At 61.1% G+C, this 11,986-nt stretch carries 6 protein-coding genes and 1 tRNA gene; 5 read left to right on the top strand and 2 right to left on the bottom strand.

Annotated features, from left to right (window positions below; all coding sequences use genetic code 11):
• The first annotated feature begins 1 nt into the window (after position 1).
• A complete protein-coding gene (locus ACTNB1_RS07130) occupies positions 2–6,718 on the top strand; it encodes a leucine-rich repeat protein (RefSeq protein ID WP_441168562.1) in 6,717 nt (2,238 codons plus the stop codon).
• A gap of 157 nt (positions 6,719–6,875) precedes the next feature.
• Here ACTNB1_RS07130 and ACTNB1_RS07125 read toward each other — a convergent pair.
• Positions 6,876–6,967 (bottom strand) — tRNA-Ser (locus ACTNB1_RS07125).
• A 143-nt stretch (positions 6,968–7,110) separates the two neighbouring features.
• Positions 7,111–7,926, bottom strand: a complete 816-nt coding sequence (locus ACTNB1_RS07120) for a cell wall hydrolase (RefSeq protein ID WP_441168561.1) — start codon at positions 7,924–7,926, stop codon at positions 7,111–7,113.
• A 425-nt stretch (positions 7,927–8,351) separates the two neighbouring features.
• On the opposite strand from ACTNB1_RS07120, the gene ACTNB1_RS07115 reads away from it, so the two are divergent.
• The 4 genes from ACTNB1_RS07115 (at position 8,352) to fusA (ending at position 11,881) form a co-directional block, all read left to right on the top strand.
• Entirely contained in the window at positions 8,352–8,594 is a 243-nt protein-coding gene (locus ACTNB1_RS07115) for a L7Ae/L30e/S12e/Gadd45 family ribosomal protein (RefSeq protein WP_441168560.1), read from the top strand.
• Positions 8,595–8,669: 75 nt separating this feature from the next.
• On the top strand, positions 8,670–9,092 hold the full coding sequence (gene rpsL / locus ACTNB1_RS07110) for a 30S ribosomal protein S12 (protein ID WP_087187743.1): 423 nt from the start codon (positions 8,670–8,672) through the stop codon (positions 9,090–9,092).
• Positions 9,093–9,290: 198 nt separating this feature from the next.
• A complete protein-coding gene (gene rpsG, locus ACTNB1_RS07105; RefSeq protein WP_441168559.1) occupies positions 9,291–9,761 on the top strand; it encodes a 30S ribosomal protein S7 in 471 nt (156 codons plus the stop codon).
• A 14-nt stretch (positions 9,762–9,775) separates the two neighbouring features.
• Positions 9,776–11,881 (top strand): elongation factor G, encoded by a 2,106-nt coding sequence (fusA, locus tag ACTNB1_RS07100; protein ID WP_441168558.1) that lies wholly within the window; start codon positions 9,776–9,778, stop codon positions 11,879–11,881.
• The last annotated feature ends 105 nt before the right edge of the window (positions 11,882–11,986 follow it).

Raw genomic sequence — 11,986 nt, 5'->3', positions numbered from 1 at the left:
TATGAAAGGGAAACGATGGCTGAGCATCCTGCTGACGGCCGCCATGCTGCTGTCCCTAAGCGTGCCGTGGGCGGCTGCGGAGGAGCCGGGGGACGGGACGATCCCGTCGGAGGAGATCCCGGCGGCCGCTGAGCCCGCCGGAACGGAAAGAAGTGAGCCTGCTCCGGAAGAGGAGGAGCTGGAGCTCCAGGCCAATTTGGGCTCGTTTTATACGGATGATTTCAGCTGTACCATCCTCACCGAGAATACCGTGTCCGCGTCACCCAAAGACCGTACACTGACGGAATATACCATCCCGGAGCAGATCACCTATGGGGATGTGGTGTACACCGTAACGGAGGCCAGGTTCAGCAACTGTAACAATATAACCACCTTCACGGGAGACGGTCTGCCGGACACGGTGACCACGGTGTATTTTTACTGGTGCTCGGGACTGAAAGAGGTGGTCCTGCCGGAGACGGTGACCACCCTGAAAGACAACTGCTTTGGCTACTGTGATGCTCTGACCCGGGTGGAGATGCCGGGGGTGACCACCATCGGGACGTACGCCTTCCAGAACTGCACGGCCCTGACGGAGATCGTGATGCCCGCCAGCCTCACCTCTATCGGCAACTCCTGCTTTTACGGCTGCACCAGGCTGGAGCGGGCCGACCTGAGTGCCAGCACCGGCCTGACTCAGATGGGGACCAGTGTGTTTTACGGCTGCGCCGCCCTGGAATGGGCGGCCCTGCCTGAGGGCCTGACCGCCCTGCCCGGTTATACCTTTTATGGGTGCAGCAGTCTGACTCAGGTGGACATGGGGAATGCTGTCACGACCATCAGCACCTATGACTTCCGGAACTGTACCGCCCTGGAAAGCATTGAGCTGTCCGACACGGTGGAGGAGATCGGGCAGTATGCCTTTGACGGCTGCACCAATCTGCGTCATGTGGACTTCGGCACGTCCCTGGTCACTGTGGGCGAATATGCCTTTCGGGGGTGCAACAACCTGGAGGAGCTGATCCTCCCCGACACTGTGACGGAGATCCACCTCACCTCCTTCTGGGAGTGCTATCATCTGAAAAAAGCGGTCATTCCCGGAGGCTTGAAGACCCTTCCCGACGGGATCGTGTATGACGAGGTGACCGAGCTGGTGGTGGGGGAGGGGATCACGGAGATCCCTAACATTGCCCTGCAATACTGCAGAGAACTGACCAAGATCACGCTGCCCGAGAGCCTGGAGGTCATTGGAGAGCAGGCGTTCAACGGCTGCTCCGCCCTCAAGGAGATCGTCATCCCATCGGGGGTGACCCAGATCGGGGCATATGCCTTTGAGAACTGTACCAGCCTGACCACTGTGGACATCCAGGGGACCAATGTCTCGATCGGCACCGGGGCCTTCGGCATCCTGCCGAATCTGGAGCATGTGACTGTGGGCCGGCCCGGCGGCACCATCACCATCGGAGATTATGCCTTCCGGAGCTGCCCCCTCAGTGATTTGACCCTGCCCGAGGGCGTCACCTCTATCGGCACCTACAGCTTTGCAAATACCGGGGTGACCCATGTGGAGCTGCCCTCCACCCTGGAGCACATCGGGGATTTCGCCTTCTACAGCTGCACGGCGCTGACTGGCTCCCTGACCATCCCCGGCGGAGTGACCGAGGTGGGGAAGCAGGGCTTTGCCTTCACCGGGATCACCGACCTGACGGTGGAATACGGCGTGGAGTCCATCGGGGACTCCGCCTTCTTGGAATGCCAGTCCCTGACCAACCTCACCCTGCCGGAGAGCCTGGTCACCATCGGGGAGAGCGCCTTTGAGTTCCACAATATTTCCGCCCTGGTGATTCCGGACAGCGTGGAGACTATCGGGGCAAGTGCCTTCTATAATCCCCGCATCACCACGGACGTGATGGTCCGGGGCGATACCCTTCCCACAATGGGGGAGGAGGCATTTTGGGCGGGGGCCAGGATCTACCTGGAGGCTGACGCCGACGTGGGCAAGACCTTTGACGACGGCGTATTTACCTATGAGATCATCGACCGCGCCAGCGTCGCCGTCACCGGCCTGGTGGAGCCGGAAACCCCGCCGGAAAACGATGTGCTCCGGCTGGTCATCCCCCAGGAGGCAACCTACAACGGAAGGCTCTATCCCGTTACCCAGGTGGCCGATTATGCCTTCCAGGAAAGACCCGACTGCTTCACCTGGGTGGAGGAGGTGGTCATTCCCGAGGGAGTGACCTCCATCGGCATTCAGGCCTTTTACAATTTCTCGTCGTTGACCGACCTGCAGCTGCCGGACAGCCTGACCGAGATCGGGGCGAACGCCTTTGCTTACAGCTATAGTCTGGAGCATCTGATTCTGCCCGCTGGTGTGACCACCGTGGGGAGCGGGGCCTTTGCCGACTGCCGCCTGAAGAGTGTCTCCCTGAAAGGGGAGATGCCGGAAACTGTGGGGGAGGGCGCCTTCCCGGAGGATGTGGTGTTTGATACCTACGATCCGCTGGCTATGGGGGAGACCTTTGCTTCCGGGGACTTTACCTTCCGGGTCACCGCCCAGGGGGACCAGCCCCAGGTGGCCGTTACCGGCTGGACCGGCAGCGGCACGGAAGTGACCCTGCCGGAGGAGGTCTATACCAGCGGCATCACCTATGCCGTCACCTCCGTGGGGGACCACGCCTTCCAGGGCTCCGGCATCACCGAGCTGGTGCTGGCTACGTCCGTCCAGACCATCGGGGAGGGTGCCTTCCAAAACTGTACACAGCTCTCTGACGTTGATTTCCAGAGCTTCTACTATGACCCCAAGCTCAGCCGGGTGGGGAAGGACGCCTTCCGGGGCTGTACCGCCCTGACCCGAATTACCCTGCCGGAGCGCACCGCCTTTGTGGATCAGGGGGCCTTTGCCGATACCGGCCTGACGGAAGCCTCCTTTGAACTCACCCAGCCGCCTCAGATCGCGGAGGGGGCCTTTGAGGAGGACGTCTCTCTGACCCTGTTCAACGGCCTGTATTACAGTAAGACCGCGGGCATGCAGTTCCAGTCCGGCGACTTCATCTTTGAGGCAGTGGAGGGCCTGGGGGTAGGGGTGATCGACGTGCTGGACACCACCAGCGAGACCATCGTGATCCCCGAGACCGCCACCTACGTCAACAACAACGGGGTAAGCTACACCTATCCCGTGACCTGGCTGGGGGCGGAGAGCCGCAACGCCTCCGGCGCCGGCCGGCTGATCCCGTCCCCCATGAGGATCCTGGACGGCACCCGGGCCAAAACCCTGGTCATTCCCGATACGGTGACCACCATTGCCACCTGGGCCTTCCTGGAGGCCCCATATTTGGAGACCATCGTCCTCCCGGACAGCGTGACGGAGATCCACGACGAGGCCTTCTGGCACGCCCTGGCCCTGAACCGCGTCGCCATGCCGGCAGGGGTGACCCAGATCGGCGCGGGGGCCTTTAAGGAGTGCGATGAGCTGGAGACGGTCACCATTTATGCCCAGGACCCCCCTGCGGTGGGGAGCAATGCCTTCCCGACACGCACCGCCATCGTGGTACCTGAGTCCGCCCTGTTCACCTACCGGTCCGCCTCCGACTGGAGCGCCTACCGGGACCAGCTGGTCTCCACTGCGGCCATGGCGGAGGTGGATGGCCTGGCTTACAGCGTCAGCGGCGGCGAGGCCAAGCTGCTGGGCTATGCCGCCGGCCAGGGCGGGCAGACCGCGCTCACCGTGCCTGCCTTTATTACCTGGCAGGGGGTGCGCTATTCCGTGACCACCGTGGCCATGTCCGCCTTTGAGGGCGATACCAGCCTGCGCAGTGTCTCCCTCCCCGACACCATCACCCAGATCGGGGAGCACGCCTTCTGGGGCTGCACGAGCCTGAGCGCCGCTGTCCTGCGCACTGTCCAGGCCCCTGTGCTGGAGGGAGAGATGTCCCTGCAGCCCGGAATTGTGGTTGTCGCCCCGGCGGATGCCGATCAGGACAGCTATTCCGGCGGACAGTGGGAGAATTACCGTGTGGAGTTTACCGGCGAGCAGACCGAGCCGGAGCCGGTGACCGGGCTGAGCGAGGTGCGGCTGGCCGGTGGCTATGAGCACTCCCTGGCCGTGCGCACCGACGGCACCCTGTGGGCCTGGGGCGACAACACCTGCGGCCAGCTGGGGGACGGCACCGGTGAGAGCCGGGACTACCCCGCCCAGGTGCCCGGCCTGGAGCATGTGGCGGCAGTGTCGGCGGGCAGCCGCAGCAGCTTTGCCATTCTGGAGGACGGCACTCTGTGGGCCTGGGGCGACAACACCTACGGCCAGCTGGGAGACGGTACCACAGAAAACCGCACCACGCCCGTGCAGATCCTGGAGAACGTGGCGGCGGTGTCGGCGGGCAGCGACCACACCCTGGCCCTGAAGATCGACGGCAGCCTGTGGGCCTGGGGCAGCAACACCTATGGCCAGCTGGGCAACGGCACCACCGTCAGCAGCTCTGTGCCCGTGCGGGTCATGACCGGTGTGACCGCCATCTCCGCCGGCGGCGTCCACTCAGCGGCGGTAAAGCTGGACGGCACCCTCTGGCTCTGGGGCCAGAAGAGCGCCATCGGCTCCGGCTGGACGTCGGGCAGCGTGGACGACTGGTATGAGTCCATCAACCACCCGGAGCAGGCTACTCCGGTCCAGAAGGCGTCCAACGTGGTTTCGGTGTCGGCAGGCGGTTTCCATGTGGCCTATGTGACCACCGACGGCGAATTGTACACCCTGGGCCAGAACACCTACGGCCAGTTGGGAGACGGCACCCAGGCCAGCAGCAACAGTCCCAAGCTGGTGCTGGAGAATGTCAAATCAGTGGCCGCCGGTGCCGACCATACCCTGGCCATCCAAAACGACGGTACCCTGTGGGCCTGGGGAGCCATTGACCGCACCAGCACCTATGTCCGCACCCCCCGGAAGATCGGGGAGAATTTTGACGCCATTGCCGCCTCTACCTGCGCCGCTTACGGCCAGGTCAAGCGGCACAACCTGGCCATCTCCGGTGAGGTGCTCTATACCTGGGGCCATAACGACCGGGGCCAGCTGGGCAACCGGGACAACATGGAGACCACCACCCCCGGCAGCATCATGTACATTACCCCCAGGGATACCACCCTGACAGGAACGGTCACCATCAGCGGCGAGGCCCGGGTGGGCCGCACCTTCAGCGTTGATACCACCCAGATCCGGGCCGACGTGGGCGCTGCCGGCCCCCTGACCCTCCAGTGGCTGCGGGACGGGACGCCCATCCCCGGCGCCAATGGGGACAGCTACACCGTTACAGCGGAGGACACCGGCAGCTGTCTCAGCCTGCGGGTCACCGCCGCCTGGTGTGTGGGCACTCTGGTCTCTGAGGCCAGCCAGGAGGTCATCAACCCCAGGAAGGTCTCCTTTGTGACGGTGGGCTCCAACCATATGCTGGCCATCCTGGAGGACGGCAGTCTGTGGGCCTGGGGCAAGAACAACGTGGGTCAGCTGGGAGACGGCACCACAGAAAACCGCACCACGCCGGTGAAGGTCATGGACGGGGTGGTTTCCGCCGCCGCCGGGCAGGACTACTCCCTGGCCGTTCTGGAGGACGGCAGTCTGTGGGGCTGGGGCGCCAACGCCTTCGGCCAGCTGGGAGACGGCACCGGCGAGCTGCGGATGGAGCCGGTGAAGATCATGGATGGCGTGAAGGAGGTCTCCGCCTCCAATACCTACGCTGCGGCGGTAAAGAACGACGGCAGTCTGTGGACCTGGGGCATGAGCCTCTACGGCCTGGGGGACAACACCACGGAGAATACGCGGCTGTCCCCGGTGAAGATCATGGAGGGTGTGGAGCACGTCTACACCGGCTTCAATGCCGCCATGGCCCTGAAGAGCGACGGCAGTCTGTGGGGCTGGGGCAGCGGTATGCTGCTGGACGGCAACGCCACCGCAACCTATCGGGCTCCGATCCCGCTGCTGTCCGGCATCGTAAAGCCCCAGGGGGCTGCGCTGGGTGTTACCCATGCGGTGTACTGCGCCGATGAACAGGTCTACACCCGGGGCGGCAATACCTACGGCCAGCTGGGGAATGGTACAACTGAGAACAGCTTTGACCTGGTGGGCCTGCTCTTTATGGATACGGTGACCTCCGTCAAAGCGGGTGCCTACCACAGCGCTGCCATCAAGCGGGACGGCGGCCTGTGGGTGTGGGGCCGCAACGACGAGGGCCAGGTGGGGAACGGCACCACCCAGAACGTCACGGAGCCCTACCAGGTCCTGTGGGATGTGGTCTTCGTGGCCGCCGGCAGCAGCAACACCGCCGCTATCAAGAGCGACGGCACCCTGTGGGTGTGGGGCTGCAATGAGTATGGCCAGCTGGGCAACGGCACCACTGAAAACGGCCTGCGCCCGGCGGAGCTGCTCTTCCTGGAGCCGGAGGAGCCGCCGGTAGAGCTTCCCACAGAGCCCGCGGCTGAGGGCCAGACAGTGACAGTCACCTCCCTGACCCGCACCGCCCCGTCAGCGGGCGCGGTGAAGATCACGGCCCAGCTCAGCCAGGACCTGCCGGAGGCCATCCTGTGCGTGGCCAGCTATGACGGGGATCGGATGACCGACATCCGCACGGCGCCTTTCCAGGAGGGCGAAGCTGTCCTGAGAAATGTGCCCTGGGATTGGTTTGACGGCAGCTGCCGCATCTTCGTCCTGGACGGCAGCCTGTGTCCTCTGATCCGCCCTGTGACCGGAACGGCCTGAGCCGGCGGGCATGCCGACCAGAGAGCGGAAATAAAAAAGAAAGACATCTGCTTGGGCAGATGTCTTTCTTTTTGCCTATGGCCGCTGAAACAGGAAAAAACGGCGCAGGGGCAATTCCATAAAAAAATAACCACACCGAAAGGTGTGGTTATTTTTCTGGCGGAGTAGGAGGGATTCGAACCCTCGAGCCGCTTTTGACGGCTACACGATTTCCAGTCGTGCTCGTTATGACCACTTCGATACTACTCCATATTCTGTTTGCCCAACGCTCTGTGGCGGACAGCGAAAATTATTATAGCACATATTTCGATTTCGTCAACCCCTATTTTGAAAAAAATAAAAGAAAAAATGAAGCGGCCCGATCCGGCAGGGGATCGGGCCGCGGTTACAATTCAGGCAAAGAAGGCGTGGGCGCCGATGGTGGCAACCAGAGTGCAGTTGCGGGCGGCCCAGCTGTTGGGGGAAACTTTGGGGTTGACGAAAAACAGCGCGTTGCCGGCGGTGTTGGCGCCGTCCAGGCACAGCTTGGCGGCGATCACGCTCTCCTCATTGGGAGTGCGCTTGATGGTGCCGCTGGAAGCGGGGGTGAACTGGTTGCGCTGGAAGATGACGTCGTAAACGGTGTTGGGGAACTGAGAGCTGGCCACGCGGTTGAGGACCACGTTGCCTACGGCGATCTTGCCCTCCAGGGACTGGTTGCCGCTCTCAGCATAGATGATGCGGGAGAGCCAGTACAGATCGTTGGAATCGTAGTAGCTGTCGCCGGACTGGATGGGGGTGCCGCCCGCGATAATGGAAGCGGTAGAGGTGGCAGCGTCCCAGGTGACCGTGGCGCCCAGCGCCTGGCACAGGGTGCGCACCGGCACCAGAATGTGGGTGTCTTCCACCTTCACGCCGTCGGGCACATACAGGTAGCGGCCGTTGGCCACGATATACTTGGCGCCGGGCTTGATGAACAGCTTCAGGCCGGGGGCGGTCACTTCCGCCTGGCCGTTGGCCCACACAGCAGTGGCGTCGGGATAGAGTGCGCGTACAATGGGAAGATAAGAGACGTAGGTGCGGTTATTCAGTACCTGCGAGGCAAATCCCGTCTCAATGGCGGTACCGTTAACGGTGACCGTGACGCCGCTCTCGGTGGCATATGCCGGGCTGGCCAACGTGAAGCAGATGGCCAGGCAGGCGAGCACACGAAGGGCTCGTTTTTTCATGGTTAGGAATCCTCCTGTTACAGTCTGTTACTTGTTGGTTGCTGAATTGTAACCACATTGTAACCACTTTTTGACCCAAAAGTCAATAGGAAATTTTGGCGTAAAAGGCAGAAGCCTTGGGGCCCAATGGATACAGGGTCCAATAAAAAATGAGCTGAGAACCTTTTTCGCCTTTTTCACGCTAAAAGTAACAACAAATGATAACAAAAAGAAACAGCCGGCAGGAGGGGAGAGGGGCCTGAAAGAGGGTTCTGGTATATCTGACCGGGAAAAGGGGCAAAAGTATTGAAAAATCTAGTGATTTTCTGATTGACTAATATTTTGCTATATGGTATAATCCCAAATTGCGCAGGTGTGCCCGCGAAAGTGGGAAAAGGGCGCAAAGCCCTGGGGCGCAAAGCCGCCAAGGAAGGAGAAGCAGCCTGATGTTGTCAGAACTCAAGCAGGGGCCCAAGGTAGTCGGCGTCAAGCAGACCAAGCGGGCCATCAACGACGGAAAGGCTGCCCGCGTATTTTTGGCGGAGGACGCCGACCCCCGGGTGACCGATCCCATCGCCAACCTGTGTGAGGAGCATTCCGTTCCTGTGGAGCGGGTGGCGCAGATGAAGGAGCTGGGCTCCGCCTGCGGCATCGCAGTGGGCAGCGCAGTGGCCGCCCTGCTGCACTAATTTTGATTTTAACGGTATAACTTTTGGTTGTTCCGTTAAAATATATATTTCAGAACAAAAGAAAGGAGGAAAACCATGCCTACGTTTAACCAGCTCGTCCGGAAGGGACGCGAGGCCGTGACCTACAAGTCCAACTCTCCCGCTATGCAGAAGGGTCTGAACACTCTGAAGAATCGGGAGACCGACCTGCCTTCTCCCCAGAAGAGAGGTGTGTGCACCGCTGTTCGTACCTCCACCCCGAAGAAGCCTAACTCCGCTCTGCGTAAGATCGCCCGTGTGCGTCTGACCAACGGCTACGAAGTTACCGCTTATATTCCCGGTGTGGGCCACAACCTGCAGGAGCACTCCGTGGTCATGATCCGCGGCGGTCGTGTTAAGGACCTGCCCGGCGTGCGTTACCACATCATCCGCGGCACTCTGGATGCCCAGGGCGTTGCCAACCGGATGCAGGGCCGTTCCAAGTACGGCGCCAAGCGGCCCAAGGCCGGCAAGAAGTAAGCATTACTTCTGTATCCAAGCAATCGAATGAATCAACGCGCGTAAAGCGCAAGGCAGTTGTCCTTGCAGAAGCGCTTACCTATATATATAGGTGCGTTTCCTGTGGGGCACTGGACAAGCAGGCACTTGTCTTACACGGGGGCTTATGAATAAGCCTTCGAGTACCTATGAAATCATACTATGAAGGAGGGAAGCAAAGTGCCCAGAAGAGGAAACGTACCCAAGCGGGAGGTTCTGCCCGATCCTATCTACAATTCCGTCCTGGTGACCAAGCTGGTCAACAGCATCATGCTGGACGGCAAGAAGGGCGTGGCCCAGAAGGTGGTCTACGGAGCTTTCGACATTATTAAGGAGAAGACCGAGAAGGACCCCCTGGACGTGTTCACCACCGCTCTGGAGAACATCATGCCGTCCCTGGAGGTCAAGGCCCGTCGTGTGGGCGGCGCCACCTACCAGGTGCCTATCGAGGTTCGGCCCGAGCGCCGGCAGACCCTGGGTCTGCGTTGGCTGACCAACTACTCCCGCAGCCGCAGCGAGAAGACCATGAAGGAGCGTCTGGCCGGCGAGATCATGGACGCCGCCAACAACCTGGGTTCCGCTGTCAAGAAGCGTGAGGATACCCACAAGATGGCCGAGTCCAACAAGGCGTTCGCTCACTACCGCTGGTAATAAGGAGTTAGAGTATGCCTAGGAAAGTTACCTTAGAGAATACCAGAAACATCGGCATCATGGCTCACATCGACGCCGGTAAGACCACTACTACCGAGCGCATCCTCTACTACACCGGCGTCAACTACAAGATCGGTGAGACCCATGACGGCACCGCCACCATGGACTGGATGGCTCAGGAGCAGGAGCGCGGCATCACCATCACTTCCGCCGCTACCACCTGCTACTGGAAGGGTTCCAAGAATCAGTTCCCCCAGACCCGTATCAACATCATCGACACCCCGGGCCACGTGGACTTCACCGTTGAGGTGGAGCGCTCCCTGCGCGTGCTGGACGGTTCCGTGACCGTTATGTGCGCCAAGGGCGGCGTGGAGCCCCAGTCTGAGACTGTGTGGCGTCAGGCCGACCACTACAAGGTCCCCCGTATGATCTACGTCAACAAGATGGACATCATGGGTGCCGATTTCTACCACGTGCTGGACATGATCCATGACCGGCTGAAGTGTAATGCCGTGCCCATCCAGCTCCCCATTGGCTCCGAGGACACCTTCAAGGGTATCATCGACCTGGTGGAGATGGACGCCGACATCTACTACGACGAGCTGGGCAAGGACATGCGCGTCGAGGAGATCCCCGCCGACATGCTGGAGCTGGCTCAGGAGTACCGCACCAAGCTGGTGGACGCCTGCGCCGACATCGACGACGAGATCATGGAGCTGGCTCTGGAAGAGAAGCCCATCCCCGAGGAGATGCTCCGCCGTGCCCTGCGTAAGGGCACCATCGAGAACCTGCTGGTTCCCGTGACCTGCGGTACCTCTTACCGCAACAAGGGCGTGCAGAAGCTGCTGGACGCCATCGTGGACTTCATGCCCTCCCCGCTGGACATCCCGGCCATCAAGGGCACCAATCCTGACACCGAGGAAGAGGACGAGCGTCCTGCCGACGACAACGCCCCCTTCGCTGCTCTGGCGTTCAAGATCATGACCGACCCCTATGTGGGCCGTCTGTCCTTCTTCCGCGTGTACTCCGGTAAGCTGACTACTGGTTCCTCCGTGCTCAACAGCACCAAGAACCAGAAGGAGCGTATGGGCCGCATCCTGCAGATGCACGCCAACCACCGTGAGGACATCGAGGAGGTCTACGCCGGTGATATCGCCGCCGCTGTTGGTCTGAAGAACACCACCACCGGCGACACTCTGTGCGACGAGAAGGCTCCCATCATTCTGGAGTCCATGGAGTTCCCCGAGCCCGTTATCCGCGTGGCTATCGAGCCCAAGACCAAGGCCGGTCAGGAGAAGATGGGCCTGGCTCTGGTGAAGCTGGCTGAGGAGGACCCCACCTTTAAGACCTACACCGACGAGGAGACTGGTCAGACCATCATCGCCGGCATGGGCGAGCTCCACCTGGAGATCATCGTGGACCGTCTGCTCCGCGAGTTCAAGGTGGAGGCCAACGTTGGCGCTCCCCAGGTTGCTTACAAGGAGACCATCAAGAAGGCTGTGGAGCAGGACACCAAGTATGCCCGTCAGTCCGGCGGTAAGGGCCAGTACGGCCACGTCCGCATCACTGTGGAGCCCAACGAGCCCGGCAAGGGCTACGAGTTCCTCAACGAGATCACCGGCGGCGTGATCCCCAAGGAGTATATCCCCGCTGTCGACGCCGGTATCCAGGGCGCCATGCAGTCTGGTATCCTGGCTGGCTATCCCGTTGTGGACGTGAAGGTGCACCTGACCTTCGGTTCCTACCACGAGGTCGACTCCTCTGAAATGGCGTTTAAGATCGCCGGTTCCATGGCCTTCAAGGAGGCCTGCCGCAAGGCCAACGCCGTGCTGCTGGAGCCTGTGATGAAGGTTTCCGTCATCGTGCCCGACGAGTATCTGGGCAACGTCATCGGCGACCTGACCAGCCGCCGCGGCATGATCCAGGGCCAGGAGAACCGTACCGGCGCCACTCAGGTGGACGCTCTGGTGCCTCTGGCCAACATGTTCGGCTACGCTACCGACCTGCGTTCTTCCACGCAGGGCCGTGGTCAGTACTCCATGGAGCCCCACAGCTATGTGGAGATTCCCAAGAGCATCGCTGACAAGATCATTGCTGAGCGGGGCCGCAAGGAGGATTAATTTCCGTCCTTTGACATTTCCTGCAACAAAGGTATTGCATTTTTTCCTGCAATGCTATACAATGTTTTCGCATTTATTGTGGAACAGGGTCTATCCCATGATTTG

This window comes from Flavonifractor sp. HCP28S3_F3 (assembly GCF_052065355.1).
In the GTDB taxonomy this organism is placed as follows: domain Bacteria; phylum Bacillota; class Clostridia; order Oscillospirales; family Oscillospiraceae; genus Flavonifractor.
Note: the sequence above shows the minus strand (reverse complement) of the source record. Positions and strands in the feature narration are given on the sequence as shown.

Bases quoted from the DNA above. Each gene is read 5' to 3' on its own strand.
- ACTNB1_RS07120 (WP_441168561.1), bottom strand. From the start codon at position 7,926: ATGAAAAAACGAGCCCTTCGTGTGCTCGCCTGCCTGGCCATCTGCTTC.
- ACTNB1_RS07130 (WP_441168562.1), top strand. From the start codon at position 2: ATGAAAGGGAAACGATGGCTGAGCATCCTGCTGACGGCCGCCATGCTG.
- ACTNB1_RS07115 (WP_441168560.1), top strand. From the start codon at position 8,352: ATGTTGTCAGAACTCAAGCAGGGGCCCAAGGTAGTCGGCGTCAAGCAG.
- rpsL (WP_087187743.1), top strand. From the start codon at position 8,670: ATGCCTACGTTTAACCAGCTCGTCCGGAAGGGACGCGAGGCCGTGACC.
- fusA (WP_441168558.1), top strand. From the start codon at position 9,776: ATGCCTAGGAAAGTTACCTTAGAGAATACCAGAAACATCGGCATCATG.